Raw genomic sequence first — 26,349 nt, forward strand, 5'->3', positions numbered from 1 at the left:
CGCGCGCCCCTCCGCTGCCGGCCAGACGTTTCATCTTCCGGGAAAACAGACGTCCCGGCGTTGCACCCGGGGGCGGCAGCCCTACCCGTCCCCTTGAGCCATGAACCTCATCGCCGACCTCATCGAAGCGAACCTGGAAGTCCTGGTGCGGCGCTTCGTCGAGGAGACGCGCGGCCGGGAGAGCAGCCAGGGCCTGAAGGCGTCGGAGATCATCACCACGCTGCCGGAGTACCTGCGCATGGTGGCGCTCATCTGCCGGCACGGCCCCACGCCGGAGCGCCTGGAGACGCGCAAGCGCCTGGAGGAGGTCCACATCAACCTGCGCCTGCGGGTGGGCGCCACGCAGGAGGACGCGACGGATGAGTACACGCTCATGGGCCGGCTCATCCCCCGGCTCTGGGACGACGTGGGGCCCGAGCACAAGCCCGCCGCCTCCGACCTCCAGTGCCTCTTCCAGCAACTGGAGGACGCCATGGACCACGTGGTGGTCCTCTTCTCCGGCTACTCGCTGGAGGACCGCCAGCGGGAGAAGCGCTTCCTGCGCCAGTTGGACGCGCTCGCGCCCCAGGCGCTGGAGGCGCACGAGGACGCGCAGGCCCGGCTCCAGCCGCTCGTCGACACCGTCATCCGAGCGCTGGAGGCCGCTGGCGCGGAGCTGTTCCTGATGGAGCCGGGAAGCACGGTGATGGTGGCCGTCGCGAACTCGGGGCGGGACGTCCCGCACGCGAGGCGCCGCCGGGTGGATGCGCGGGGGCCCTCCTTCCTGGGCAGGGTGACCCGCTCGGAGGAGCCGCTGGTGCTGACCCAGGCGCACGGCCTGCCGGACTCCGAACGCGAGGGGCTGGGCAACGAAGGCTGGAGCACGCTGCTGGGCCTGCGGCTGTGGCCCCACGGCAAGCTGATGGGCGTGCTCTGCGTGGGCTTCGCGCAGGCCCGGCCGGTGACGCCCCAGACCAAGCGCTTCCTGGAGACGCTGGTGGACTACCTCTCCAGCATCCTCGACCGCGCCCTGCTCATGGGAAAGGGAAAGGGAAAGCTCCACGAGACCCACGCGCAGCTGGCGAGGTCGGAGACGCGCTACCGGCTGGCGACCCAGGCGGCCTCCGATTCCGTCTGGGATTGGGACCTGACCACGCAGGAGGTGACCTGGAGCGGAGGCGTGCAGGACCTGCTCGGCTTCACGCCGGAGGAGACGGGACCCACCGCGGACTGGTGGGTGGGCCGCATCCACCCCGAGGACCGCGAGCGCGTGAAGCACGGCATCCACGCGGCCATCCAGGGCACGCAGTCCCGCTGGCAGGACGAGTACCGCTTCCTCACCCGCCAGGGCGACCCCGTGCGGGTGCTGGACACGGGCGTCATCACGCGCGACGCGCAGGGCCGGGGCATGCGGATGGTGGGCGCCATGCAGGACATCACCGCCCGGAGGAAGACGGAGGCCGGTCGCGAGCAGTTCCTCCAGGAGGCCCAGACGGCGCGCGTCCAGGCCTCCGCGGAGCGGGCGTTGCGGATGATCCGCGACCTGCTCGACTTCACCCAGGCGCGCCTGGGCGGAGGGATTCCCGTGCAGTGCCAGGACCTGGACCTGGACCTGGCCACGGTGGTGCGGCAGGTGATGGAGGAGGTGCAGATGAACTTCCCCGAGCGCGTCCTCCAGACCTCCATGCCGGGCCACGAGGCGTGGGGCTGCTGGGATCCGGACCGCATGGCGCAGGTGCTCACCAACCTGCTGGGCAACGCACTGAAGTATTCGCCGGAAAGCACGCCGGTGACGGTGCGCGTCCAGGGCACGGAGCGGGAGGTCCTCCTGGAGGTGCACAACGCGGGCGACCCGATTCCCCCCGACCTGCTGCGCCGCCTCTTCCAGCCGATGCAGCGGGGGGTGCCGGGCATGGACCTGACGACGCGCAGCGTGGGGCTGGGGCTCTACATCGTGCAGCACATCGTGCAGGCGCACGGCGGCACCATCGACGTGATGTCCATGAAGGAGGCGGGGACGACCTTCACGGTGAAGCTGCCGCGCGACGGGGCGAGGCAGGCGACCAGGGGATAGGGCAGCCCTGGAGACCGGGGCAGCCGGTGGAGCACGCCGTCGCTGGCCGCGCCTTCAGCGCGGACCGCGTGCCTACGCTTGGAGCATGCCCACGCATTCGACGCTGGAAGACACCACAGCCAGCCCGTCCTGGGTGGACGTGACGGTGCCGGTGCGCGACGGGATGGTGCACTGGCCAGACAACCCGCCCATCCAGGTGTGAGCCCACACGGAGGTGCTGCTGCGGATGCGGGAGGTGGGCATCTGCGGCACGGACCGGGAGATCGCGTCCTTCCAGTACGGAGACCCGCCGCCGGGGGAGGACCCTCTGGTCATCGGCCATGAGGCCCTGGGCGAGGTGGCGGCGGTGGGGCCGGGGGTGACGAAGCTGCGGCCGGGGGACCTGGTGATTCCGTCGGTGCGCCGGCCGTGCCTGCACGCGGAATGTCTGGCATGCCGCGCGGGGCGACAGGACTTCTGCGTCACGGGGGACTTCCGGGAGCGCGGCATCAAGCAGACGCACGGCTTCCTCACGGAGATGACGGTGGAGGAGGAGTCGAACCTCACCGTGGTGCCGCCGGACCTGGCGGAGGTGGCGGTGCTGACGGAGCCTCTGACCATCGCGGCGAAGGCGGTGCAGCAGGTGAAGACATTGCAGCAGCGGCTGCCGTGGGAGCCGTCGCGGCAGCGGGCGGTGATATTGGGCGCGGGGCCGGTGGGCCTGTTGGGCGCGATGACGATGGTGGCGCACAACTTCGAAACGTATGTGTATTCGAGGGAGGGCCAGGACAGCGACCGGGCGGACCTGGTGCGCTCGTTCGGCGCGGGCTACGTCTCCGGGGAGGAAACGGCGCCGGAGGACCTGGGCAGGAAGCTGGGCAACATCGACCTGTTCTACGAGGCAGTGGGCAACGCGCAGCTGGCGTTCACGGCGCTGGAGGCGTTGGGGCCGAACGGGCTCTTCATCTTCACCGGCATTCCGCCCCTGGGCGCGCCCACGAAGCTCCCGGCGGATCAGCTGATGCGCGACATCGTGTTGGAGAACCAGTTGGTGTTCGGCACGGTGAACGCGAGCCGCAGCGCTTACGCCCTGGCGCTGCGCCTGCTGGGGCAGTGCATGTCGTTGTTCCCGGAGAGCGTGAGGAGGCTCATCACCGCGCACCGGAGCATCGACGAAGCGCCGGGGCTGCTGCTGCACCGCACGGGCATCAAGGAGGTCGTGCGGCTGGCCTGGAACTGACGGCGCCTACGTGGGAGCGGCTTCGGGTGCGGTGAGCGGGTAGAGGGTCCTGAGCTGGATCCGGTGATGCCAGGCCGCGAGGTAGGGCTTGCCGTCGATCAGGATGGCGACCTGACGGGGAGGTTCGGGCTGCTCCTGGAGCCAGGTTTCCGCCTCCTCGCGCGTGGAGAACGAGGCCACCGGCGTCTTGGCCTTTTCCCACATGTCTTGCAGGTAGAACTCGAGGATCGGGCTGGAGAGCAGCCTGCGCGTGCCCTTGCCCAACTCTGGCAGGTCCCTCACGGAGAAGTAGTCGCCCGCGACCAACACGGACGCTCGGTCGGGAACCGAGGTCTGCGCCATCAACCACGCATCCGCTTCCGCTCGGGTATCGAAGGAAGCGAACACGAGCGGGGGCTCGTGCTCATCGACGCTCTGGCGATACGCCCGGAATGGCTGGGATAGCCCCATGGCATAGATGAAATGGAGCGCGTCGATCGCCACCTCCAGTCGCAACTTGTCATCCTGGGATTGAGATTCCGACCAGAGCCGCCCTAACAACTCCCGCGCTTCAAGGGGCATATCGTCCTGCTTCATGGCATGGCTCCCATCACCACAGGCGCCACATTGCTGTCTCCGCTCGCCAGAAGCGCCGCGGGCGCGAGGATGATCAGCCCGGCCCCGGCGGAGACAACGACGAACGCAACTCCCGCGATGACAACCACGCTCCCGACCAGGATGCCTCTCTGATTGCGCTCCAACCAGTCCACCGCCGCGTCGACCGCCGAGAACTGCCTTGGCTTCCGCTCCTGGAGTTCTGAGCAGTCCATATAAGGCTGGTTGCACAGCCCCTCACAATGTGACTGCTTGCCCCCCTTCCCCCTGTCTGAGGTGGTGACGTGACCGTAGCCCCGAGCCACGGGCCGCGCCATGCACGCCCGGACACACTCCCGGTTCTCCGCGTCGCAGTCCCGGCTTCCCGCCGCCGTGAGCACAATTCGTCGGCCGCCTCCGGCTCCAGGCTTCAGCAGATAGCGGACCAACTCCACCTCGTCCACGGACCGCCAGGAGTGGACCCTTGTCCCATCCGGCTGCTCCTGGATGAAGAGCACAAGGGACCGGAGCTCTTCAGCTCCGAGTGAGATCTTCTGTCGCCCCGCCCCACACGAGGACAGCAGCACTCCCATCAGGACCAGCCACAGCCTCTTCATGGCGGGAGCCCGTAGCACAATCGGATGACGTGCGACGGCGTTTCACACCACCGGCGTCAGCAGGTGCGGCCCACTCCCACGGGGGAGGGCCTACGTCTGTCTGGAACGCATTCAACTGCCGCACGGGCATCAGGGAGGTCGCGCGGCTGGCGTGGAACTGAGGGCGCCTACGTGGGAGCGGCTTCGGGTGCGGTGAGCGGGTAGAGGGTCCTGAGCTGGATCCGGTGATGCCAGGCCGCGAGGTAGGGCTTGCCGTCGATCAGGATGGCGACCTGACGGGGAGGCTCGGGCTGCTCCCGGAGCCAGGTCTCCGCTTCCTCGCGCGTGGAGAACGAGGCCACCGGAGCCTTGGCCTTTTCCCACATGTCTTGCAGGTAGAACTTGAGGATCGGGCTGGAGAGCAGCCTGCGCGTGCCCTTGCCCAACTCCGGCAAGTCCATCACCTTGAAGTATTCACCTGCGACCAACACGGCCGCCCGATCGGGAACCGGATTCTGCGCCATCAGCCATGCATCCGCTTCCGCGCGGGTATCGAAGGAAGAGAACACGAACGGAGGCTCTTGTTCCTCGATCGCTTGGTGATACACCCGGAAGAGCTGGGATTGGCCCATGTCGTAGATGAACTGGAGCGCATCCATCGCCACCTCCAATCGCATCTTGTCATCCTCGGACGAAGATTCCGTCCAAAGCTTCCCCAACAACTCCCGTGTTTCAAGGGAGATATTGTCTCCTTTCATTGCACGACTCCCATCACGATCGGCACAGCGTCGTCGTTCAAAATGCTGGCGTCGGCAGGTACAGCACACTTCCACGCGGGAAGGCCCCCACGTCCGTCTGGAACGCATTCATCAGCGGCGCCGTGCCCGCGAGCGCCTTCTGGAACTCCTCCGCTGCCTCCGCGCCGCCGTACTGCCCACCCAGCTCCGTGGCCCGGGCACGCAGGTCCGCCTCCACCTCCTCCGCCGTCGCGTAGCGCTCCGCACGGTCGCGCTTGAGCAGGCGGTGGAGGATGGCGCGCAGGGCGGGTGACAGTCGGAGCATCAGCGACTCGATGTCCTCGGGCCGGTACGCGGCGGCGTGCGTGACGATGTGGATGTATTCGCTCGTGAACCGCCCCGCCTGCTCCGCCACCATCATCCCCTGGAGCACCCGCTGCCCATCCGCGTCCGTCAGTCGCGCATCCAGGTCTCCCATGAGGACACGGGGCAGGCTGTACAGGTGCAGGCTCGTCGCCAGCTCCAGCAGGATGAGCCCCAGCGAGAACAGGTCCGAACGCGCATCCGCGGCCTCGCCGAACAACACCTCCGGAGCGCCATAGAAGGCCTGTCCATGCGGACGCGTGATGCTGGAGGGCACCCGGCCCGGCAGCCGTGAGAAGGCATCCCCCAGGTGCGTCAACGCCAGTTGTCCGTCCGGCCCGAACCGGATGCCCTGGGGATGCAGGTCGCGGTGCACGAAACCCAATGGCAGACCGCGCTCATCCGCTTGCCCGTGCAGGAACGCGAGCAGCGAGGCCAACTGGAGCCCCACGTGCAGCAGGAAGGCTTCGGAGTACGCATGCACATACACCAGCGGCAGCAGCGACACGTCGCCCAACGTGTAACCCGGGACGTGCTCCCATTCCACGTACAGGACGCCCGCCGATTCATGGACGCCGTTCAGCCGGGCGATGCGCGGATGCTGGAGGAGCCGCGCGAGCGTGACCATCTCCTGCATCCGAGCCCGGGGGTCCCTCAGTCGCGACACCGTCCGCCCACCCAGGGACAGCCCCTGGATGAACACCGGCACGGGTTCACGCCCGGGCTGCCGTCGCAGGGCCATGAACTGCTGCTCCCCGTGACTGCTTCGCCGCAGCACCTGCGTCAGCTCGAAGGCCTTGGAGCCCGTCTTGAACAGCACTTCGGGAGGAGGATTCACCGTCCTGGAAGGACTCATGCCGTGCAGGCTCCTTGTCATCCACGCGGACGCAGGCATCCGGGGAGAACAAGGACAAACTACCTTCCAAGTCACCTGGAAGGGGAGAACCCAAGGAGTAACATTAGAATAATTTCAAAACCCGGAATCTCCAGAAGCATGATTCACGGGAAGGCATGCACCATGGTGTAGGCCCAGGTCTTGGGCATCCTGACCGCGCCGGCCTTGGATCCCGGAAGCCACTCTCCGCCATCGCGGTTGCCATAGACGAGGCAGACCGGGACGACGCGCCGGTCCGGCAGCTCCGCCCGGGTGTAGCGACCGGTCACCCTCCCCCCGCCCGTCCAGAGCTGCCCGTACAGACGGGTTCCCGTGGGCAGGTCCCCGAAGCTTTGGACGGTGAGGCTGACGATGGGGCCATCGCGGACGACGAGCTCTTCCGAGCTGTCGCCTGGTTGATGGATGTCCGTGAGGATACCGGCACCGCCGCCCTCATACATTTCAAGCTTGCGCATCGCCTCCAGCGCCCCTGCGGGACAGCGGCTCGGGTCGGGGCGGACCTGTACTCCCGGGCAGGCGGTGAGGGCCATGGCGCCAGCGGCCAGGGTGCACCGCTGGAGCTTCCCGAGCGCACCGGAGCGCACCGGGGAGGATTTGACGGCCGCCTGCTGCGGCGCACGAAGGGTCATGTCTTCTTTCTCCTGCTGGAACGGGGCGGGTGGGGAATCCCCCGCCAGAGGCGCGCGAGCTTGGTCCGGTCCAGTCAGCGGCGCCATTTGCCGGACGCCCCGCACCGGGGCCAGGGCTCCCGGGACGTATCCCAGGCGCCACGCAGCGAGCCCCGCGAGCAGCGGCCCCACCAGCAGCACGGCGACCAGCCCCCACCGCAGCGGGTGCGAACGCCCAACGGATCCACGCACGGCATGGGACGCCCGGGCCTCGGTCTCGGCCACCTTCGCCGGGTCGCGCTGGCGCAACTCCCGGGCCTCGCGCAGCCGGTGGACTTCCTCCACGTGCTTGACCCGGGCCTCACGCAAGGCGACCTCCTGCCCCGGCATCACGGGACCTCTCACCTCCGCCGCCTCCAGCGTCGTGCGCGAACCGCTGGACGTCCTTTCGCGCCAGCCGAACAGCGGCGCATCCCACGCTGCGTCGGCGACCGTCAGCGCGCTTCGCACCTCCCGGGCCAGGGAGGCCGTGCCCTCGGGACGCTGTTCGGGTGCGAAGGCCAGCAGCCGTTGGGCGAAGTCCTCCAGCAGCGCCGGCACACGCGGGTTGAGGTCCTTCAAGGCACCCGGGCCCTGGGACGCCAGAGGCCCGACGGGCACGCCCCACGGGAGCGCGGGGTACTGATCCACCAGCAGCCTGTAGAAGGTGACACCGACGGCGTACAGCTCATCCACCACCCCGTAGGTGTAGGGCTCCAGGGCCCCAGGCCGACGCTCCGCCAACGCGCGCCAGCGGAGGAGCTGGGGGCTGTAGTAGCGCGGACTGCCCGGCGGAAGTCGAGCGGTCGCGGTGAGGGCGGGCGCACCCACGTACCAGCCAGCGCCCCAGTCCAGCAGCTTCACCTTCCCATCGAGGGTGACCAGGACGTTGTCGCCCTTGAAGTCGCGGTGCAGCGATCCTGCCGCATGCGCGGCGGCCAGCGCCTCCAGCACCTGCGCCAGCAGCAGCGCCACCTGACGGCCCGTGGGGTTGCGGGCCAGGGCCCACTCGTAGAGCGATTCACCCTCCACGTACTCCATCACCAGATAGGGGTGCTCCACCGGCCCCAATCGCCAGACGCCGTGGGTGATCAGCCGCACCACGGCGGGGTGGCGCACGCGGGCCAGGAGCGCCGCCTCGCGCGCGAACCACCGTTCCCCGGGACGCCGCGACAACTTCAACGCATACAGCCGCCCGCGAGCACGCCCTACCCTGCGCACCGAATAGGTGGTCCCGTAGCCTCCCGCCCCCAGCCGCCCCACCACCTCCCAGCGATCCACCCGCGTGCCCGGCGGCAGCCACTCCGCGGACAACAGGATTCGCCCCGCCTCCATCCCGGAGCGTCCAACTTCCAGCGGCTCACGGCTCACAGGGACAATCCTTCCCACCGCACGGCGCGATCGGCCTCCTGGTTCCAGGCCTCCATCAGGTAACGAGCGCCCGGATCCGAGTCCTTCGGCATGTGCCACTCCACCACGGCCTGCCCGCGCATCCCGGGCGTCAAACGGGCATCCAGCATCTTCACGCGTGCCTCCAGGACGACGCGGCCCGGCTTCCCGTCGGCGTCCAGCAGCGTCAATCGCGCTACCCCAGGCACCCAGGGTGCTGCCTCCGGGGCATTTCCCAGGGTGAACGCCATCACCCGGGTCGCGAAGTGGCGGTAGAGCACCGTGGGTCCCACGACCTTCACACCCGGACCATTGAGGGGCTTGACGGGCCATTCCATCGACACCGGTGCTGCTCCCAACGCACCGATGAGCACCGCGCCCCCCAGTCCGGTCTGGTCGCACTGCGCACGCAGGAGCGCCAGTCCTGCCTCGGTGGCGGCGCACTGGGCCCGGAGCAGGGCGAGTTCCTCGCCCAGGGCTTCAGGGGACAGGGCGTGGCGGGAGACCTCCACCAGGGTGTCCACCTCCTTCGGATCCGTGACGAGCAGGAACGTCACCTGCCGGGGAGCGTCCTCGCCCGCGAAGCGCGCTGTGATCAGCGGACGGGAAGCGTCCGGCATGGCCACGGAGGGGCGCAGCACCATCACGCCCGGATACACCTTCACCTGGGCGAACAGGGGCGCCAGGGCCTTGGTGTCCACCGAGGATGGAAGGATGTCGTCGTTGAACACGACGGTGGTGACCACGCCGGGAGCGACGCGCAAGAGGTGCAGCGTCGCGGCCTCGTCGGCCCGGACCACCAGCCGGCGCTCCTGATGGGCGCGCTTGTCCGGAACTCCGGCCCGCACCGGAGCCGCCGCGCCCAGCGCCACCACCAGCATTGGCAAGACAACCCCAGGGGATGCGAACACGCAGGAAACCTCCAGCGTCACACCCTACCAGAAGGGAGTGACGTGGCGGGCAGCCTTGCAGGGGACTTCAGGGAACGACTTCGGGTGACACGGTGAACAACCGCGCCCATGCACTTGCCGACTACACTGGCTGGGGGGGGAACTTCTTCATCAGTTCTTCTGGCAGGGGGGTACGAAGAAAGGTCGGCTTCGTCCCTTCGCCCGCGAGTACGACCTGGAACCCCTGCCCCGCGATGCGCACCAGTTCGCCATCCCTGGCATGCCCACCAGAAAGCCACGCATCGGCGTCCGCGCGCGTCAAGAACGTCTGGGAGACGACGACACAATCAATGGCAGGTGTGTAGAAGGACCGGAAGAACTCACGATACTCATCAAGCTGCTGGCGCTCCTGGATGTAGATCAGCGCCGTCGCGGCGACTCGGAGTGCCTCGTCTACGGGAGAACCCTCCTTGTACTTCTCATTGACTCCCCGCAGGACATCCAACACGGCTTCGACACTGAATTCTTGATTGTATTTCATTTATTCCACTCAAAGAGTCAGGGGAATCAGAACCAGCGCGCCCACCACGCTCGTCGTGAGCACGAAAGCAGAACAATTCCCCCGAAACCTTTCCACCGCCCCCGGGTTCATCACGGAAACCACTGCGGACGCCACCGTCCGCCACCGCTCCGGGACCTCCCATGCGCCACTCCATCATCGCCGCCGCCACCACCGTCGCCTTCCTCCTCGGCGGTGCCGCCAATCAGGCCCATGCCGAACGTCAGCCGCGCATGCGCGACGCGCTGGCCCACCTGGAGACCGCGCTGTCGGACCTGCGCGCCGCCAGCAGTGACAAGGGCGGCCACCGCGTGAAGGCCATCCAACTCACCGAACAGGCCATCGCCGCCGTGCGCGACGGCATCCAGTTCGACAACCGGCATTGAAGCCCGCGCTTCACCCGCGTCCGATGATGTCCCGGATGCGCGTGGCCAACGCCTCCATCGCGAAGGGCTTCGTCATCATCGCCATGCCCGGCTCCAGGAACCCGGAGGACACCGCCGCGTTCTCCGCGTAGCCCGTCATGAACAACACCTTCAGCCCCGGACGCGCGGCCCGCCCCGCGTCCGCCAACTGCCGGCCGTTCAACCCCGGCAATCCCATATCCGTCACCAGCAGATCCAACCGGGGCGCGCTGCGCAGCAGCCGCAGGCCTTCCGTCCCGTCGCTCGCCTCCAGCGCGCGGTAGCCCAATTCCCGCAGCACCTCCACGATGAGCGCCCGGATGACCTCCTCGTCCTCCACCACCAGCACCGTCTCCCCGGACTCCGCCGTGTGCGCGTCCGTGAGTTCCCGAGGCGCCTGCGCGTCCTCCGGCACGCCCTCGCCCTGGTAGCGCGGCAGGTACAGCCGCACCGTCGTGCCCTTCCCGGGCTCGCTGTACAACTGCACGGAGCCCTCCGACTGGCGCGCGAAGCCGTAGATCATCGACAGGCCCAGCCCCGTGCCCTGCCCCAGTGGCTTCGTGGTGAAGAACGGCTCGAACGCCCGCTCCAACACCTCCGGCGACATCCCCGTCCCCGTGTCGCTCACGCTCACGCTCACGTACTGCCCCGGCGCCAGGTCCCGCACCTGGGCCGTGGCGCCCGCGTCCAGGGACAGGTTGCCCGTCTCCACCGTGAGCGTCCCACCCCCAGGCATCGCATCCCGGGCGTTGATGACCAGGTTGAGCAGCGCCGTCTCCAACTGGTTCGGGTCGCACTTCGTGAGCCACAGCCCGCCCGCGAGCGCCAATTCCAGCCGCATCTGTTCGCCCAGCGTCCGGCGCAGCAGGTCCTCCATGGACACCACCAGCGGATTCACCTTCACCGGCTTGGGGTCCAACGGCTGCAACCGCGAGAACGCCAGCAGCCGATGAGTCAGCGCCGCCGCCCGATGCGCGGAGTTCATCGCGCTGGTGATGAAGCGGTCCAGCTCCGACGTGCGCCCCTGCTGCAAGCGCTTCCGCAACAACCCCAGCGACCCCACGATGCCCTGGAGCAGGTTGTTGAAGTCGTGCGCGATGCCCCCCGTCAACTGCCCCACCGCCTCCATCTTCTGCGACTGCCGCAGCGCGGACTCCGCGGCGGTCAGCGCCTCGCGCGCTTCGCGCTCCTCCGTGATGTCCCGCCCCACCGCCATCAACATCGACGGGTTGGCCTCCACCACCGACCAGGAGATCCACCGCCACCGCCCATCCTTGTGCTGGTAGCGGTTGTCCTTGCTGCGCAGCGTCCGTCCCTCGCGCCGCTCCTCCACGTACTGCGTGGAGCTCGCCAGGTCGTCCGGGTGCAGGAAGTGCTGCACCGGCGTCCCCACCAACTCCGCCTCCGTCCACCCCAGCAGCCGCTCCCACGCGGGGTTCGCCGCGAGGATGTTCCCACCGCGCTTCAAATCCACCACGATCATCAGGTCCTGGCTGAGCCGCCACATCAGGTCACGCTCGGCGGTGCGTTCGGTGACGCGCGCCTCCAGCGTTTCGTTGAGCGCCCGCAGGCCCTCTTCCGCCCGCTTGCGCTCCGTGATGTCGCGCGACGCGCCCATCAGCCGCACCACCCGGCCATCCCGCCCGACGACGGGCCGCGCCTGCACCGACACCCAGTGCACCGAACCGTCCGGCCACAGCACCCGGTAGTCGCCGTCGTAGTCCACCCGCTCCGTGAGCGTGCGCCCCAGGGCGGCCCGCCGCCGCGCCACGTCCTCCGGGTGGATGGCGGCCAGCAGCTCCTCGTAGCTGAATGACGCCCCCGGGCCGCGCCCGAAGTTCGCCTTGCACGTCGAGGACGAAGTGAGCGTCATCGTCGCCACGTCCAGCTCCCACGCGCCCAGCTTCCCTGCCTTGAGCGTGAACTTCAGCCGGCTCTCGCTGTCGCGCAGCTGCTGCTCGCCCCGCATCCGGGCCGTCGTCTCCCGCACCACCGCGAGCACGCCCTCGATGCGGCCTTGCGCGTCGCGCACCGGGCTGTAGTCCAGATCCAACCAGACGTCCTCGGGCACGCCGTGGCGCGACAGCACCATCGGTTCATCCCGGAACGACACCGTACCGCCCGCGAACACCGTGGCCAGCACGTAGCGGTTGAGCTCCGCCATCTCCGGCCAGGCCTCCAGCGCCGGCCGGCCCAGCAGCCCGGGGTGCCTGCCTCCCGCCACGACCGAGAACGCGTCGTTGTAGAGCAGCACGCCGTCCGCGCCCCACAGCAACACCAGCGGGACGGGCGACGAGAGCACGAGGCCCACCGCCGTCCGCAGGGCGTCGGACCACGCCAGGGGCGGCCCCAACGACGTCGCCGCCCAGTCGAGCGCTCGGATCCGAGCGCGCTGTTCGCCCTCTCCAGCCAGGAAGTCAGGATGCGCGGGCGAACTCATCACGAGGACGCTAACGTCGGACCCTGGCCTACTCCACCCCCGTGACCTGACAGGAGGTCCAATGGGGCCTTCAGGACGAATGTGATTGGCGACCAGGGCACCAGCCCCCGAACGCTTGCATCCTTCCTTGCCTGGACAGCACCGGCCCAAGCGGTTACGCACTGCATCCCCCCTGATGCCTCCCCTCCCCTCCCCGCCAGCGTCTTCCCGTGGTGCTCCCCAGGTCTGGCTGCTGGAGGACTCGTCCCTGGAGGCGCGAGCCACCCAGGAGGTGCTGTCCCCCTCCTGCGCTGTCACGCACTTCGCCGACGGGGCCACGCTGGTGGAGGCCCTGGGCTTCCAGACACCTCCCGACGTGATGGTGCTGGACCGGGAGACGCCAGGACTCACGGGCCTGGAGGTCTGCCGCTTCCTGCGCGGCAATCCCGCCACCGCCCTGATTCCCGTGCTGCTGCTCACCTCCCACCAGCTTCCCGAGGACGTCGTGGAGGGGCTGGACGCGGGCGCCAACGACTACGCCTTCAAGCCCTTCCGGGGCACGGAGCTGGTCGCCCGCGTCCACGGGCTGGCGCGCTGGGGCTGGCGCCAGCGGCAGAGCGCACGGGACGCGGCGGAGGCGCTCGAACGGTCCCAGAGGCACCTGACGGACGAGCAGGCCCGGCGGGACCTGGCCGAAAACACCCTGCAGGAGGTCCGCGACGCGGAGGCGCGGGCCTGGCGCAGTGATCAGCGCTTCAGACTGGCCGCGCGCGCCACCCGGGACGCCATCTGGGAGTGGGAGCAGGAGACGGACAGCCTGGACTGGAGCAGCAGCGACCCGACGCTCGTCGGGGTGCTGGAGTCCCCGCGCGTGTCGCGCCACGATTGGTGGCGGGAGCACATCCACCCCGAAGACCTGCCCGCCGTCCGCAAGGGCTTCCGCGACGCCATCGAGGGGACGGAAGACACGTGGCAGAGCGCCCACCGGTTTCGGGGCGTGTCGGGCACGTGGCTGGACGTGGAGGAGCGGGCCATCATCGTCCGGGACGAGCAGGGCCGGGCTGTGCAGGTGGTGGGCGCCCTGAAGGACGTCACCGCGCGCAAGCGGTTGGAGCAGGAGCACCTCCAGCGCAGTGACTTCGAACGACAGCTCATCGGCATCGTGAGCCACGACCTGCGCAACCCCCTGGCCGTCGTCCTGCTCTCCGCCAACCTGCTGTTGCGGCGCCACGGGCTGGAGCCGGACCAGGAGAAGCAGGTACGCCGCATCGTCACATCCACCGAGCGGGCCGTCCGCCTGATCCGTGACCTGCTCGACTTCACGCAGGTCCGCCACGGCAGCCTGAAGCTGCATTTCCAGGACCTGGACTTCCACGCCCTGGTGGAGACCGCCGTCGAGGAGGCCCAGGTCTCCTCCCCGACCCGGACCTTCACGCGGACCCGAAGCGGCGACGGCGCCGGCAGATGGGACGCGGACCGGCTGGCCCAGGTGGTGGGCAACCTGCTGGGCAACGCGCTGGCCTATGGCGACCCGGAGACACCCATCCGCGTGAGCAGCCACGTGCAGGAGAACGAGGCGGTGCTGGAGGTGCACAACGCCGGCCTCCCCATCCCCGCCAACGTGCTGCCGCGCCTCTTCGAACCGCTGGAGCGCGGCGCCGCCTCCCAGGAGATCCGGGTGGACCGCAGCATCGGCCTGGGGCTCTTCATCGTGCGGCAGATGGTGCGCGCCCACGGCGGCACCGTGACGGCGCGCTCCTCGCCGGAGGCGGGCACCACCTTCACCGTGCGGCTGCCCCGTCGCCCCCCCGCGTCACCGCCAGCGACACCGCCCGGATGAACTGCTCGATGTCATAGGGTTTCAACAGCAACTCGATGACGTCCGGCCCGGTGTAGTCCTTCGCGCCCTCGCGGTTGGTGGTGGTGAGCACGAAGGGGATGCCCGCGGCGACAGGGGATGCGGCCAGCTTCTGGAACGCACTCCAGCTCAGGTCGAACGGCACGCTGATGTCGTAGACGATGACCGCCGGCTGGGTCTCCTTCACCAGCGTGGTGAAGTCCAACGGGCCGCGGACGAGGTCCTGCACCCGGGCCCCCCGGGTCTGGAAGCCTGCTTCGTCCAGCAGCTCCTCCAGGGCCTCGATGAGGTCCTCACTGCCATTCAGCACCAGCACGGTGGGTCTTTTCCCCATGAGGACAAAGTGCTTCCTCCCGCGTGGGAGAGCAGGGGGTCACGCACCGGGTGTGCGGCACCGGACAGAGCTTCCGAGGGGGCTCCGGCTCCCGGGACGGCCTGCTCAGGCCCGCTCAAGCCCGGGCGACCGGCGGCCCCGCGCGCGGCAGCCGCACGCTGAAGGTGGAGCCCCTGCCTTCGGTGCTCGTCACGGACACCTGGCCGCCGTGGGCCTCCACGATGCGGTGCAGCCGGTACAACCCCAGGCCCAGCCCGCCGTAGTTGCGTGCGGGCACCGCGCGCCCGAAGCGGCGGAACAGGCCCTCCACCCGGTCCGGTGCGATGCCGATGCCGTGGTCGCGCACCACCAGCAGCGCCGAGTCCGCGTCCCCCTGGACCTCCAGCTCCACCGGCTTGCCCGGGCCGAACTTCACCGCGTTCGCCAGCAGGTGCGTCACCACCTGGCCCAGGCGGACGGCGTCCCAGCGGCCCAACGTGGGCGTGGCTTCGCGCAGCACCAGCCGACACCCCGCGCGCGACGCCACCTCCTCCGTATGCCCCATCACGTCGCGCACCACCTGCGTCAGGTCCACGTCTTCCAGGTTCAGTCGGGGTGAATGGCTCTGCAACTGCGACACGTCCAGCAGCCCCTCCACCAGGTCCGCCAGCCTTTGCACCTGGCGGTCCGCCGCCACCAGCGCGCGCTCCAGCCGCTCCGGGGCCACCTGGCGCTCCAGCTTGAGCGCCGCCGCGGTGCCCTGCACCCGCAGGCGCAGCGCGGCCAGGGGCGTGCGCAGCTCGTGCGCGGCCACCGCCAGGAATTCGTCCCGGGCACGCACCGCTTCGCGCGTCTCGCGGTACAGCCGCAGTTGCTCCGTCACATCGCCGATGATGCCCGCCATGCGCACCGGCAGCCCGCGCGCGTCCCGGAGCGCCCGGCCCCGGCTCACGCACGAACGGTAACTGCCGTCCGCGTGCCGCAGGCGGAAGGACACGTCGTAGGGCGTGCCCTGCTCCAGGTGCTGCGCGAGCGCGGTGGCCACCTCACCCCGGTCCTCCGGGTGCACCCGCGCGAGGAACGCGTCGGGGGTGCCGGCGAAGTCCTCCGGATTCAGCCCCAGCATCTCCAGGAGACGCGAGCTCCAGAACATCGTCTGGCCGCGCACGTCCCAATCCCAGACACCGTCATAGGAGCCGGACACCACCAGCCGGTAGCGCTCCTCGCTCTCGCGCGCGTCGCGTTCGGCCTGCTCCAGCAGCCCCACGCGCCGCTCCAACTGCCGCACCATCGCGTACAGGTGCGACTCCGTGGACAGCTCGCCGGGCACTGGCGCGGGCAGCGGCCCTTCCGCGTGGGCTTCGCGCAAGAGCAGCGCCACGAGTTCGTTGTCTCCCTGGGTGCGCCGCACGAAGCCGTTGGCCCCCACGTTGGCGGCCATGCGCAGGTCCAGCTCATCCGGCGCGGTGGCGTGCGTGAGGATGACGGGCACCCGGGCGAGCTTTGGATCCTGGCGCAGCGTCAGGCACAGCCGGAAGCCGTCCAGGCGCGGCATCAGCACGTCCGCCACCACGATGTCCGGGGGCCGCCGCCGCGCCAGCTCCAGCGCGGCCAGCCCGTCCTCCGCCACCAGCACCTCGAAGCGGAACGGGGCCAGGGACAGCTGCAGCAGCTTGCGGAAGACGGGGTCGTCCTCCGCCACCAGCACCCGCAGGGGCCGGGGCATTTCCGCGTCCCGCGCCTCCGGCGGCAGCGCCTGCCGCACCGCCTCCAGCCGGGCACCCAGCGACACGGGGGACGGAAGGAAGCCCGCCACCGGCACGCCCAGTCGCCCCAGGGCCTCCCGCTCCCCCGTCGGCGCCTCCACCCAGAGGCTCGCGCCGGAGGCCGCCAACGCCTCGCGCAGCACGTCCGCCTGCCCGCCCAGGACCATCAACACCCCACCGGTCATCAGCACCAGGTCGACGGGCGGGGTGTCGCGCAGCGCGCGCGTCAGCGCCTCCATGCCGGTCGCCAACAGCACCCGCCACCCCTGGCTCTGAAAGGCCAGCGACAACAGCTCCCGGTGGGCTCCGGGGGCGTCAACGAGCAACAGGGTGGGCTTCATCGAGTGGAGGCGGACGGGACGGACAAGGCGCGAACGACGGATCGGTCTGGCGGGTGGAACCCCAACGGCCCACGCCCAGGTTGCGGGAAAGCCGCAGTGTGGGGACGAGCCGCAGTGAGTCAAGGCACCCGTTGGGAAGTGTTGGAAGCTGGAAGCCTCCACGCCCGCCCTGCACCGGCGCGAGGCAGCGCCCGCGGCCAGCACCACCGCCATGACGCGTCACAGCTACAACCGGGCTACAGGTACAACTTCGCTCGCGGTGGTCGGGACGCGGCGCGTTGGCTGTGTTATTCGACCTTCCATGGGTGCCAAGAAAATCTCGGCGCAGGAGAAACTGACCGGGTTCCAGGACCGGATTCGCGCCGCGGGGCTGCGCAGCACCGCCCCCCGGGTGGCCGTCCTGCGCAAGCTGGAGACCGCCACCGCGCCGATGAGCCACGCGGACCTGGTGGAGGAGCTGGGGGGCGAGGGCTACGACCGCGTCACCATCTACCGCAACCTCACCGACCTGACCGAAGCGGGCCTCGTCGTCCGCGCCGACCTGGGCGACCACGTCTGGCGCTTCGAGCTCAAGCGCGCCGGCGGCACCGAACACACCAACAGCCACCCCCACTTCACCTGCACCGACTGCGGCACCGTCGCCTGCCTCCCGGAAGAGTCCGTGCGCATCACCGCCGCCCGGGGCGTGCCCCGCGCCGTGTCCCAGCGCGCCGTGGAAGTGCAGCTGCGCGGCCTCTGCGACCGCTGCGAATAGCCCGCCCCTCCCCTCCCGCCCGGCGTGGGGGCGACCGCGGAGTGTGTGGCTAACAGTAGGCATAAACCTACATTTGCCGCTTCCGCTCCCCCTCCTCCGGGTACAGATTGGTTCTAGCGAGGGTAGGAGGCCCGCCGCCCCGGCTCGGGGGACGGCCTGAGGGCGCTCCCAAGGCTCGCAGGGGGAACGGGATGGAAGCCCACCACACGCTGCTGGTCGTCGACGACGACATGGACATCCGGGATGCACTCCAGGACGTGCTGGAACTGGAGGGGTACGCCGTGCAGCTCGCGGCGGACGGCCTGGAGGCGTTGGAGCGGCTGCGTTCCTCGGAGCCCCGGCCGCAGCTCATCCTGTTGGACCTGATGATGCCGCGCATGGACGGCATCGCCTTTCGTGAGGCGCTGCGCCACGAACGGGCGTGTTCGGACATCCCGGTGCTGGTGGCCAGCGCGGAGCTGGACGTGCGCAGCACGGTGGATGGGATGGGCGTCGCGGGCTACCTGCGAAAGCCGCTGGACCTGCCCGCGCTCCTGACTACCGTGAAGCGGCTGTGCCTGCCGTCCGACGGGCTCGTGAGCGCTGGCGCCTGACCGCCTGCTTGCCCTGCATTCGGCCGAGCGGCGCTGACGCAGGGCGCCAGTTGGCGTGGGAACACGGACGCCCCACCCTTTCAGGCAGACGCGGCCCACGGGGACGCGGAATCACACACTCGAACCAAAGGGAGCGGGACCATGAAGAAGCTCATCGTCGCGGCAGTGATGTGCCTGGGTACGGCCGCTTTCGCGCAGAGCGCCACCGGGACGCCGTCCAACCCCGCGCCGGACGCGCCCAGCGCCGGGCAGATGAAGGGCCCGACCACGGGCGTGGAGGCCCAGGAGGTGGGGCCCGCCATCGGCAACACCGCGAAGAAGGTGGTCGGCGCCGACACGGACAAGGACAAGGCCGCCAAGGCGGCCGGCACCGGCGCCTGGAAGATGAAGGACGCGTACAGCCTGTCCGGCACCGTGAAGAGCCCGGATGGCGATGACGTCACCATCGCGCGCACCGGCGACCTGCCGGAGGTGCAGCTGGACGTGCGCGACCAGACGGTCGTCACCCTGGACGGCAAGACGGTGAAGGCGAACGAGCTGCCGGAGGGCGCCAGCGTGCGCGCGAAGTTCCAGTTGGAGGGGGATGACTCCGTCGCGCTGGAGCTGAAGGCCACTTCGCCGAAGGGCGCGGTGAAGAAGTAACGCGCGTCTTCCAGACCCCGGGCGCTCCAAGCCCCGGCCGTTGATCCACTTCCGGGCCCGCCTCCCACCAGGGATGGCGGGCCCGGCTTTTTTACTGCTCATTTCTACTGCTCATCCAGGGCACCCGCGTGGACCGGATGGGAAAGGGATTGCCCTCTTCCGGGTGGCCCGTGAGCGGAACACCCGTGCTCCAGGGCAGGTACGCCGCTTGCTTAGGGAACGCGTGGGGAGATCACGGTGAATCGACGACTGCTGGGCGTGTGGGTTGGGGCGATGGTGATGTCGGCGTGGGGTTGCGGCGGGTCGGAGGGGCCCACCAACCCGATTGATGACGGGAACACCATCGATCCCCGGCCAGGGATTGATGCGGGGACCGGCGGTGGCACGGACGGAGGGACGGACCCCGGCACGGATGCGGGCACCGACGACGGGGGCACGACCCCCGGGACGGACGCGGGCACCGACGGTGGCACGGACCCCGGCACGGACGCGGGCACGGATGCGGGCACTGACGGCGGCGTGGTGGACCCCGACCCCGTGGGGGACCGGTGGCCCACGGACCCGGTGACGAACTACTCGGAGCGCTACGGCATCGGGCGGGTGCAGTCGGTGGGTCTGGACCAGGGCAAGAACCTCTGGGTGCTGGAAGGCAGCCGCATCGGCGTGGTGCGCGCGGACACGCAGCAGCTGGTCTGGGTGTCGGGCGCGGTGGGGCAGGCGGCGGCGGGCGGCAACGCCACGGTCATCTGCGGCGGCGCGGCGGGCCGGGCCTACGTGGGCTACAGCGCGGAGGACCTCCAGCCGGATCCGGAGTTCCCCGGCCTGCACACCAACTTCATCGTCACCAACCCGCCGTGCGAGGTGCCGGTGGGTGACACCCAGTGCTACGCGTACAGCGAGCGGCGCCTGAACCTCTACAAGGCCGGCGACGTGGACGCGGTGAAGCTGACCGCCAACGGCCAGGTCGCCTTCGAGGAGCACATCAACCAGTCGGTGCGCCACTCCTCGGCCGGGGCCGCCGTGCAGACGGGCCCGCGCGTCGTCAACGGAGTCAGCCTGGGCATCCGCAACAGCAACGACCACCACTTCGACGAGGACCGCAGCATGCTCAGCTGCGTGTCGGTGATGCGCGGCCCGAACAAGGGCGACGTCTACGTGGGCAGCAACCACGGCGTCACGCGCATCCGCGAGCTCCAGTACAACGCGCACCGGCACCCGGTGTGGTTCGACGCGCACGGTTCGCAGTACGCGGGCTACACGTACGGCCTGGGCATCGCGCAGGACGGCGACGTGCTGATGGCCAACGACTGGACCTTCGGCATGGTGAGCCCGTCGCCCCGCCTGGGTGACTGGGACAACACCGACACGGCCATCAACCCGTCCAAGGTGAAGTCCTCCTACCTGCCGGAGCTCAACTCGCAGGCGGAGTTCGACTACTGGCGCGGCTTCCAGCAGACCACCGACGGCAGCTACTACCTGGGCAGCAAGTCGCTGGGCCTGTGGAAGGTGGGCCTCACCTCCTCCACCAGCCCCACGCAGCAGGGCACGCGCATCGGCGCGGACGTGGGCGCGCTCGACGCCATCAACTCATTGGCGGCCACCAATGACGGCTCGCTCTTCATCGCCACCAACTCCGGCGGCCTGTACCGGCTGACGCCCGCCAAGACGCTGGAGAAGGTGGCCGACGTGCGCGCCAACAAGGTGCTCCAGTTGGTCTACGACCCCTCGGTGACGCCCGGCATGCTGCTGGTGCTCACCACCGACGGCCTCACGGTCCTGCGCGGCTACTGAAGCGAGAGCCGCCCCCGGGGCGTACGTGTGCCTCACCCATGAGACCCCTCGGCGTGCCTCGCTGGCGCCGTGGGGTCCGCGTGTCTCCGGCGGGTCCCACCCAGGCGACAGGGCACGGTGCATGTCGCACGGACAGGCAGCGGGGCCTACCTGCCTGGACGCCGGGAAGCAGGCGGAAATGTTCCGAGAGGGGACCCGGTTCTGATTCCACCCCGCGCTGGCCGCACGGGGAACAGGCGGGCCGGGGCTCCAGGGCTTACGGCGATCCGGTCCGCTCTCTACAATCGCTTCCCGCCTCGCTGGAGGAATCCGAACGCATGCGCCTGAGACTCGCCCGCCGCCGTCACGCCGCTGGTGCCTCCTCCTCCGCCGCCCAGGCCGAAGCCCTGGAGTTGGAGCCGCACGGCCGCAACGAGCTCCTGGCGCGAGGCCCGGATCCCTTCCGTCCCGACCAACGGCTGCGCTGGCGCGACCACTTCGTGCTCACCGAGCACCTGCTCCAGTTGAGCGGCATCTCCCCGGAACATGACGGGCTGCGGATCGCGCAGCTGTCGGACGTGCACGTGGGGCAAGCGACGTCGGACGTGCGCATCCGTCGCGCGGTGGCCGCGGTGAACGCGGCGGCGCCGGACCTGGTGTTCCTGACGGGCGACTACGTCACGCACAGCCCCAAGCCGCTGCCGCGCGTGCGTGAGCTGCTCAGGGGCCTGGAAGGGCCCGTCTTCGTGGTGATGGGCAACCACGACCACTGGGTGGACGTGCGCTACCTGCGCGCGGGCTTCGAGGACCTGGGCTACACGGTGCTCCAGAACGAGCACCGCGTGGTGCACGTGAAGGGTGCGCCGGTGACGGTGCTGGGCATCGACGACGGCCTGACGCGCATGGACGACGTGGAGGCCACCTTCCGGGGGGCGCCCACGTCGGGCACGCGGCTGGTGCTGGCCCACACGCCGCCCACGGTGGAGAAGCTGCCGTCGCACGCGGGCCTGGTGCAGTTCTCCGGACACACGCACGGCGGGCAGTTCATCGTCCGAGGCCTCACGGAGGCCCTCTTCCGCCGCGCGGGCCAGCCGTACATCCGCGGCCACTACCGCGTGAACGGCAACCACCTGTACGTGAACCAGGGCCTGGGCTTCGGCTTCGGCGGCCCGTACCTGCGCCGGGGCAGCACGCCGGAGGTCGCCTTCTTCACCCTGCGCAACACCGCGGCGGCCCACGTCGGCGCGCCCTGATCCGCGGCGGACCTCCTGAAGCGCCCGGCCCCTCGCACCCGAACATGGGAGCGGGGGGCCTTCGCATGTGTCCTGAGGGAAGCTGTCAGCGCAGCGGAGGGCCCAGCTTCATGCCCCCGAGCGACGTCTCGCGCTTCTTGCGCGACAGGCTGAAGGGGCCGGGCCCGTAGTAGACGATGAGCAGCGCGCCTCCCGCCATGGAGAGGTTCTTCATGAAGTGGATGAGGTTGTTCTGCGCCTGCACCGGGTCCTCCATCCGCCAGAAGTGGTGGACCATGAAGGCGGAGGCCAGCAGGAAGACGGCGAGCATGGCCGCGCCCAGGCGGGCGAACACGCCCAGGAGCACGCACAGGCCACCCACCACCAGCACCCCGCCGGACACCAGCACCGCCAGTCGCGGGTCGGGCACACCGGACGCCTGGGCGTAGGCCGTCAGGGCCTGGAGCTGGAAGAAGTGATTCAGGCCGCTGGTGATGAAGATGACCGAAAACATCAGCCGGCCCAGCGGCGCGAGCAACCCCATGGATGACCTCCGTGCGTCTAGCCTCTCCCCCTCAACGTGGACGGGCCGGTGTCATTCTCTACTTGTGCACGGATGGGCGGGCGGACAGGCAGCCTCCGCTCCCCCGGCCGCCCCCCGGACGACGGGGCAGGGGGTGAGTCTCCAGGCCGACGCACCGGCGGGCTGCGACAACTCGCCGCAGTTTCCCGGGACAGCAGGGCGGTAGGGTGGCCACGCCTTGAGAACCGCCCCGACCCTGGCCCTGGCCGTCCTGTGCGCCGCGCTCCTCGTCCCCGCCTCGCGGGCATGGGCCTGCGCGAGCTGCGCGTGTGGTGACCCGACGCTCACGTCCATGGGCGGCGAGCAGCCCTTCGAAGGCCGCCTGCGCCTGTCCACCATGCTGCGCGCCTGGGGGCACACGGAGGGCCAGCAGAACCTGGACGCGCAGCGGCTGCGCGAATTGCGCATGGACGTGGCGGTGGCGTACGCGCCCCGGCCCTGGCTGGTGCTGGCGGTGAACCTGCCGCTCCAGGCTCGCGAGGTGCTGGACGTGAGCCTCGCGCGCGAGCGCGGCTGGGGGTTGGGCGACATCGACGTGAGCGCGAAGGCGTTCGTGTGGAAGGACAAGGAGTTCTCGCCGGACCACCTGGTGAGCGTGGTGGGCGGGGTGAAGCTGCCCACGGGTCCCCGGCTGAACGCGCGGGACGGCACGGCGCTGGGGCTGGATGCGCAGCCGGGCAGCGGTTCGGTGGATCCGATGGGCGGGCTGGCGTGGCAGGGCTTCCGGGGGTCTTGGTCATTCATGGCCAGCGTCCTGGGCTTCCTGCCCACGCGTGGGCGCGAGGACTTCCGGCTGGGCGCGTCGGTGCGCACGTCGGTGGGGGCGCAGTACCAGCCCTCGACGCGCTGGGCGTTGCGCCTGGGATTGGACAGCCGGGCGGAGCGCGCGGCGGACACCGCCGGCGTGTCGGAAGAGAACGGCGGAGGCTTCATCGCCTATGTGTCGCCGGACGTGCTCTTCAGCCCGGGCATGGACGTGGTGATGCAGGCCGGGGTGCGCATCCCGGTCGTCAATCAATTGCGCCGGGTGAGCTCCACGCCCATCGCGCAGCTCTCGCTCGCGTACGACCTGTGATGCCATTGCCTTCGCGTATCGTGTCGGGTGTGTTGTTGCTCGGGGCCCTGTGCGGCCTGGGCGGCTGTGGTGAGCGCGTGGACGGAGTGCACGTCACGCTGGGGCTCGAACACCGGGCCACCTCGCACGGCGTGGAGGCCTCCGGCGGAGAACGCTCCCTCACGCGGACGGATGGACAGACGCTCACGCTGACACGCGGCTATGTGACGTTGGGCAGCGTGGAGTTGAAGCCGTGTGAGGAGGCCCTGGGCTGGCGCCTGCTGCGGGCGGTGTCTCCCATTGGCACCGCGCACGCGCACTCCGCGGGGTCGCCGCGGCTTTTGGGCACGCCACACGTCAGCGGCCTGGAGCGGCCCGACGGCAACGTGCTGTCGCTGGGCACGCTCAGGCCCGCGCCGGGGCGCTACTGCCGGGCGCGGCTCACCTTCGAGCCCGCGGACACGGACGCCGAGGGCCTGCGACAGGCGGCCGACAGCGGCGTGGACATGGTGGGCCGCACGCTGTGGCTGGAGGGGACGCGGGTGCCGGCGGGCGGAGGCGAGCCCCAGCCCTTCCGCCTGGTCACGTCGAACATCGCCTCGGTGGAGGTGGTGTTGGACGGGCTGACGTTGTCCGAGGAGGAGCCCGTGGCCGAGCGCACCTTCGTGCTCGCCTGGGACCGGTGGCTCGCGAGCGTGGACCTGGAGTCCCAGGCAGCAGCGGCCACGGTGCTGGACACGGTGGCCCGCTCCGTGGCGATGTCCTCCGTAGCGCCATGACGACTTCGCCGCCCGCGTCCGCCCTCCCTGCCGAACCCTCGCCCCGGGCCCGCATCAACCTGGTTTGGCTGTTGCGGCTGCGCTGGGGCGTGCTCGTCGGGCAGGCGGTGCTGGTGGCGGTGGCCGCGTGGGGCCTGAAGCTGGCGCTGCCGGTGTCAGCGCTGGTGGCGCTGCTCGCGGTGGAGGCGTTGACGAACGGGGCGGTGCGCATGGGCCTGTCCCGGGCGCGGCCCGTGGCGGAGGCGGCCATCTTCGGGCTGATGCTCTGGGACACGCTGGTGCTCACGGGGCTGCTCGCGTTGAGCGGCGGGACACACAACCCCTTCACCACGCTGTACCTGGTGAACGTGGCCTTGGGCACGGTGCTGCTCCCGGCGCGGCGGACGTGGGCGATGCTGGTGTTCACGCTGCTCGCGTTCGGTTCGCTGTTCGTGTTGCAGGACGTGACGCTGCCGGGGCTGGCGCGGCCGGACCACGCGGAGCTGATGCGTCTGCATTTGAGCGGCATGTGGGTGGCGTTCGCGGTGGCCGCGGGCTTCATCGTGTATTTCATTCAACGCGTGACGCGGGCGCTGGCGGAGCGTGAGCAGGAATTGGCGCAGACGCGGGCCCGGCACGCGCGGCAGGAGAAGGTGGCCTCGCTGGCGACGCTGGCGGCGGGCGCGGCGCATGAGCTGTCCACGCCGCTGTCCACCATCGCGGTGGTGGCGAAGGAGCTGGAGCGGGCGCTCGCCGCGTCCCAGACCTCGGAGTCCGTGCGCGAGGACCTGCGGCTGATCCGCCAACAGGTGGACCGGTGCCGGGACGTGCTGGTGCAGATGTCCGCGGACGCGGGCCAGACGACAGGCGAGCCCTTCCACCCCATTCCACTGGAGCGGCTGGTGGAGGAGACGCTGTCGGAGCTGTCGGGCCGGGAGCGCGTGCGCGTGGACGTGCCGGAGGCGCTGAAGGCCTACCAGGTGCACGGGCCGCCCAGGGCCCTGGCGCGGGTGCTGCGGGGGCTGGTGAAGAACGCCTTGCAGGCCACGCCTGCGGACCGCGCTGTGGAATTGCGCGCGAGGGCGGAGGCGACGGGGGCACGGCTGGAGGTGCGCGACGAGGGCGCGGGCATGCCGGACGCAGTGCTGACCCGGGCGGGTGAGCCCTTCTTCACGACGAAGGCGCCGGGCGAAGGCATGGGCCTGGGGTTGTTCCTGGCCCGTTCGCTGGCGGAGCAGCTGGGCGGTTCGCTGGAGCTGCGCTCGAAGGCGGGAGAAGGCACGACGGTGGGCCTGAGCCTGCCAGCCGCGAGCGCGCAGGAGGCGGCGGCGTGAGCACGACCGTGGTGGACCACCGCCCCAGCCTGTTGCTGGTGGACGACGACGCGACGTTGCGCGAGCGGCTGGCGAGGGCCTTCCGCGAGCGCGACTGGGACGTGACGACGGCGGGCAACCACGAGGAGGCGATGGCGGCGGCGGGGCGCGAGTCGCCCGAGTACGCGGTGGTGGACCTGCGGATGCCGGGGCGCAGCGGGCTGGAGCTGGTGCGCGACCTGCTGGCGGTGGACGCGGCCACGCGCATCATCGTGCTGACGGGCTACGGCAGCATCTCCACGACGGTGGACGCCATCCGGCTGGGGGCGGTGAACTACCTGCCGAAGCCCGCGGACGCGGACGACATCCTGGCGGCGTTCGCCAGGGCGGCGGAGGAGCCATCCGTGGCCGCGCCGGAGACCCTCCAGGCGCCGTCATTGGCGCGGGCGGAGTGGGAGCACATCCACCGGGTGCTCGCGGACAGCGCGGGCAACATCTCCGAGGCCGCGCGCAAGCTGGGCATCCATCGGCGCTCGCTCCAGCGCAAGCTGCAGAAGTACCCGCCGTCGCGCTGACGGCCCCTCACCTTCGGACGATCTGCCACGCCATCTCCAGCAGATCCAGGTTC

The 26,349-nt window shown here is 70.1% G+C and carries 24 protein-coding genes; 13 read left to right on the forward strand and 11 right to left on the reverse strand.

Annotation, left to right across the window (positions count from 1 at the left end; all coding sequences use genetic code 11):
• Positions 1 to 100: 100 nt before the first annotated feature.
• Together OV208_RS03555 and OV208_RS03560 are read left to right on the forward strand one after the other, a co-directional pair.
• Positions 101 to 2,053, forward strand: coding sequence for an ATP-binding protein (locus OV208_RS03555; RefSeq protein ID WP_267572376.1), 1,953 nt, complete (start codon positions 101 to 103; stop codon positions 2,051 to 2,053).
• 214 nt (positions 2,054 to 2,267) lie between these two features.
• The gene (locus tag OV208_RS03560; protein ID WP_267572377.1) at positions 2,268 to 3,272 is read left to right on the forward strand and encodes a glucose 1-dehydrogenase; all 1,005 of its coding nucleotides are present in this window, start codon (positions 2,268 to 2,270) and stop codon (positions 3,270 to 3,272) included.
• A gap of 6 nt (positions 3,273 to 3,278) precedes the next feature.
• Here OV208_RS03560 and OV208_RS03565 read toward each other — a convergent pair whose 3' ends face one another.
• The 7 genes from OV208_RS03565 to OV208_RS03595 all read right to left on the reverse strand — a co-directional run bounded on the left by OV208_RS03565 (position 3,279) and on the right by OV208_RS03595 (position 9,903).
• Positions 3,279 to 3,848 carry a head protein gene (locus OV208_RS03565; RefSeq protein ID WP_120543006.1) on the reverse strand — a complete coding sequence of 190 codons (570 nt, stop codon included), beginning with the start codon at positions 3,846 to 3,848 and terminating at the stop codon, positions 3,279 to 3,281.
• Positions 3,845 to 4,462 (reverse strand): hypothetical protein, encoded by a 618-nt coding sequence (locus OV208_RS03570; RefSeq protein WP_267572378.1) that lies wholly within the window; start codon positions 4,460 to 4,462, stop codon positions 3,845 to 3,847. The genes OV208_RS03565 and OV208_RS03570 overlap by 4 nt, the downstream gene beginning before the upstream one ends.
• Before the next feature lie 167 nt (positions 4,463 to 4,629).
• Positions 4,630 to 5,199 (reverse strand): head protein, encoded by a 570-nt coding sequence (locus OV208_RS03575; RefSeq protein WP_267572379.1) that lies wholly within the window; start codon positions 5,197 to 5,199, stop codon positions 4,630 to 4,632.
• Between the two features lie 37 nt (positions 5,200 to 5,236).
• Positions 5,237 to 6,397, reverse strand: a complete 1,161-nt coding sequence (locus OV208_RS03580; protein ID WP_267572380.1) for a protein kinase domain-containing protein — start codon at positions 6,395 to 6,397, stop codon at positions 5,237 to 5,239.
• Positions 6,398 to 6,540: 143 nt separating this feature from the next.
• Positions 6,541 to 8,454 (reverse strand): serine/threonine protein kinase, encoded by a 1,914-nt coding sequence (locus tag OV208_RS03585; RefSeq protein ID WP_267572381.1) that lies wholly within the window; start codon positions 8,452 to 8,454, stop codon positions 6,541 to 6,543.
• On the reverse strand, positions 8,451 to 9,383 hold the full coding sequence (locus tag OV208_RS03590) for a DUF2381 family protein (protein ID WP_267572382.1): 933 nt from the start codon (positions 9,381 to 9,383) through the stop codon (positions 8,451 to 8,453). The genes OV208_RS03585 and OV208_RS03590 overlap by 4 nt, the downstream gene beginning before the upstream one ends.
• A 121-nt stretch (positions 9,384 to 9,504) precedes the next feature.
• Positions 9,505 to 9,903: a hypothetical protein gene (locus tag OV208_RS03595; protein ID WP_267572383.1), complete on the reverse strand. Its 399-nt coding sequence runs from the start codon at positions 9,901 to 9,903 to the stop codon at positions 9,505 to 9,507.
• 161 nt (positions 9,904 to 10,064) lie between these two features.
• Between OV208_RS03595 and OV208_RS03600 the strand changes: the two genes are divergently transcribed.
• Entirely contained in the window at positions 10,065 to 10,307 is a 243-nt protein-coding gene (locus tag OV208_RS03600) for a hypothetical protein (protein ID WP_267572384.1), read from the forward strand.
• Positions 10,308 to 10,317: 10 nt separating this feature from the next.
• On the opposite strand, the gene OV208_RS03605 is transcribed toward OV208_RS03600, so the two are convergent.
• Positions 10,318 to 12,765 carry a PAS domain S-box protein gene (locus OV208_RS03605; protein WP_267572385.1) on the reverse strand — a complete coding sequence of 816 codons (2,448 nt, stop codon included), beginning with the start codon at positions 12,763 to 12,765 and terminating at the stop codon, positions 10,318 to 10,320.
• 175 nt (positions 12,766 to 12,940) lie between these two features.
• On the opposite strand from OV208_RS03605, the gene OV208_RS03610 reads away from it, so the two are divergent.
• Entirely contained in the window at positions 12,941 to 14,584 is a 1,644-nt protein-coding gene (locus tag OV208_RS03610; RefSeq protein ID WP_267572386.1) for a sensor histidine kinase, read from the forward strand.
• Here the strand turns inward: OV208_RS03610 and OV208_RS03615 are convergent.
• The gene (locus tag OV208_RS03615; protein ID WP_267572387.1) at positions 14,526 to 14,936 is read right to left on the reverse strand and encodes a hypothetical protein; all 411 of its coding nucleotides are present in this window, start codon (positions 14,934 to 14,936) and stop codon (positions 14,526 to 14,528) included. The two genes, OV208_RS03610 and OV208_RS03615, sit on opposite strands and share 59 nt — an antisense overlap.
• Positions 14,937 to 15,051: 115 nt before the next feature.
• Positions 15,052 to 17,007 carry an ATP-binding protein gene (locus OV208_RS03620; RefSeq protein ID WP_324291335.1) on the reverse strand — a complete coding sequence of 652 codons (1,956 nt, stop codon included), beginning with the start codon at positions 17,005 to 17,007 and terminating at the stop codon, positions 15,052 to 15,054.
• Positions 17,008 to 17,323: 316 nt separating this feature from the next.
• Here OV208_RS03620 and OV208_RS03625 point away from each other — a divergent pair, with 316 nt between their 5' ends.
• The 5 genes from OV208_RS03625 to OV208_RS03645 all read left to right on the forward strand — a co-directional run bounded on the left by OV208_RS03625 (position 17,324) and on the right by OV208_RS03645 (position 22,034).
• Complete coding sequence (locus OV208_RS03625) at positions 17,324 to 17,776, forward strand: Fur family transcriptional regulator (RefSeq protein WP_120542197.1); 453 nt, start codon at positions 17,324 to 17,326, stop codon at positions 17,774 to 17,776.
• A gap of 191 nt (positions 17,777 to 17,967) precedes the next feature.
• Positions 17,968 to 18,369: a response regulator transcription factor gene (locus OV208_RS03630; RefSeq protein WP_267572389.1), complete on the forward strand. Its 402-nt coding sequence runs from the start codon at positions 17,968 to 17,970 to the stop codon at positions 18,367 to 18,369.
• 141 nt (positions 18,370 to 18,510) lie between these two features.
• Positions 18,511 to 19,011: a hypothetical protein gene (locus OV208_RS03635; protein ID WP_267572390.1), complete on the forward strand. Its 501-nt coding sequence runs from the start codon at positions 18,511 to 18,513 to the stop codon at positions 19,009 to 19,011.
• 237 nt (positions 19,012 to 19,248) lie between these two features.
• Complete coding sequence (locus tag OV208_RS03640; protein ID WP_324291336.1) at positions 19,249 to 20,802, forward strand: hypothetical protein; 1,554 nt, start codon at positions 19,249 to 19,251, stop codon at positions 20,800 to 20,802.
• A 317-nt stretch (positions 20,803 to 21,119) separates the two neighbouring features.
• A complete protein-coding gene (locus OV208_RS03645) occupies positions 21,120 to 22,034 on the forward strand; it encodes a metallophosphoesterase (RefSeq protein ID WP_267572391.1) in 915 nt (304 codons plus the stop codon).
• Positions 22,035 to 22,119: 85 nt separating this feature from the next.
• Here OV208_RS03645 and OV208_RS03650 read toward each other — a convergent pair whose 3' ends face one another.
• Entirely contained in the window at positions 22,120 to 22,557 is a 438-nt protein-coding gene (locus OV208_RS03650; RefSeq protein ID WP_267572392.1) for a DoxX family protein, read from the reverse strand.
• 217 nt (positions 22,558 to 22,774) lie between these two features.
• Between OV208_RS03650 and OV208_RS03655 the strand changes: the two genes are divergently transcribed.
• The 4 genes from OV208_RS03655 to OV208_RS03670 are packed head-to-tail and all read left to right on the forward strand — an operon-like array spanning position 22,775 to position 26,296.
• Positions 22,775 to 23,671 carry a transporter gene (locus OV208_RS03655; RefSeq protein WP_267572393.1) on the forward strand — a complete coding sequence of 299 codons (897 nt, stop codon included), beginning with the start codon at positions 22,775 to 22,777 and terminating at the stop codon, positions 23,669 to 23,671.
• The gene (locus tag OV208_RS03660; protein ID WP_267572394.1) at positions 23,671 to 24,429 is read left to right on the forward strand and encodes a hypothetical protein; all 759 of its coding nucleotides are present in this window, start codon (positions 23,671 to 23,673) and stop codon (positions 24,427 to 24,429) included. Before OV208_RS03655 ends, OV208_RS03660 begins: the two co-directional genes overlap by 1 nt.
• Complete coding sequence (locus OV208_RS03665; protein ID WP_267572395.1) at positions 24,426 to 25,742, forward strand: ATP-binding protein; 1,317 nt, start codon at positions 24,426 to 24,428, stop codon at positions 25,740 to 25,742. Before OV208_RS03660 ends, OV208_RS03665 begins: the two co-directional genes overlap by 4 nt.
• Positions 25,739 to 26,296 carry a response regulator transcription factor gene (locus tag OV208_RS03670; RefSeq protein WP_267572396.1) on the forward strand — a complete coding sequence of 186 codons (558 nt, stop codon included), beginning with the start codon at positions 25,739 to 25,741 and terminating at the stop codon, positions 26,294 to 26,296. The genes OV208_RS03665 and OV208_RS03670 overlap by 4 nt, the downstream gene beginning before the upstream one ends.
• The last annotated feature ends 53 nt before the right edge of the window (positions 26,297 to 26,349 follow it).

Origin of the sequence: Corallococcus sp. bb12-1, from assembly GCF_026626765.1 — a bacterium.
In the GTDB taxonomy this organism is placed as follows: domain Bacteria; phylum Myxococcota; class Myxococcia; order Myxococcales; family Myxococcaceae; genus Corallococcus; species Corallococcus terminator.

Coding starts and splice junctions, on each gene's coding strand:
- OV208_RS03665 (WP_267572395.1), top strand. CDS start 24,426: ATGACGACTTCGCCGCCCGCGTCCGCCCTCCCTGCCGAACCCTCGCCC.
- OV208_RS03600 (WP_267572384.1), top strand. CDS start 10,065: ATGCGCCACTCCATCATCGCCGCCGCCACCACCGTCGCCTTCCTCCTC.
- OV208_RS03610 (WP_267572386.1), top strand. CDS start 12,941: ATGCCTCCCCTCCCCTCCCCGCCAGCGTCTTCCCGTGGTGCTCCCCAG.
- OV208_RS03575 (WP_267572379.1), bottom strand. CDS start 5,199: ATGAAAGGAGACAATATCTCCCTTGAAACACGGGAGTTGTTGGGGAAG.
- OV208_RS03570 (WP_267572378.1), bottom strand. CDS start 4,462: ATGAAGAGGCTGTGGCTGGTCCTGATGGGAGTGCTGCTGTCCTCGTGT.
- OV208_RS03580 (WP_267572380.1), bottom strand. CDS start 6,397: ATGAGTCCTTCCAGGACGGTGAATCCTCCTCCCGAAGTGCTGTTCAAG.
- OV208_RS03595 (WP_267572383.1), bottom strand. CDS start 9,903: ATGAAATACAATCAAGAATTCAGTGTCGAAGCCGTGTTGGATGTCCTG.
- OV208_RS03635 (WP_267572390.1), top strand. CDS start 18,511: ATGAAGAAGCTCATCGTCGCGGCAGTGATGTGCCTGGGTACGGCCGCT.
- OV208_RS03645 (WP_267572391.1), top strand. CDS start 21,120: ATGCGCCTGAGACTCGCCCGCCGCCGTCACGCCGCTGGTGCCTCCTCC.
- OV208_RS03650 (WP_267572392.1), bottom strand. CDS start 22,557: ATGGGGTTGCTCGCGCCGCTGGGCCGGCTGATGTTTTCGGTCATCTTC.
- OV208_RS03615 (WP_267572387.1), bottom strand. CDS start 14,936: ATGGGGAAAAGACCCACCGTGCTGGTGCTGAATGGCAGTGAGGACCTC.
- OV208_RS03605 (WP_267572385.1), bottom strand. CDS start 12,765: ATGAGTTCGCCCGCGCATCCTGACTTCCTGGCTGGAGAGGGCGAACAG.
- OV208_RS03555 (WP_267572376.1), top strand. CDS start 101: ATGAACCTCATCGCCGACCTCATCGAAGCGAACCTGGAAGTCCTGGTG.
- OV208_RS03625 (WP_120542197.1), top strand. CDS start 17,324: ATGGGTGCCAAGAAAATCTCGGCGCAGGAGAAACTGACCGGGTTCCAG.
- OV208_RS03630 (WP_267572389.1), top strand. CDS start 17,968: ATGGAAGCCCACCACACGCTGCTGGTCGTCGACGACGACATGGACATC.
- OV208_RS03660 (WP_267572394.1), top strand. CDS start 23,671: ATGCCATTGCCTTCGCGTATCGTGTCGGGTGTGTTGTTGCTCGGGGCC.
- OV208_RS03565 (WP_120543006.1), bottom strand. CDS start 3,848: ATGAAGCAGGACGATATGCCCCTTGAAGCGCGGGAGTTGTTAGGGCGG.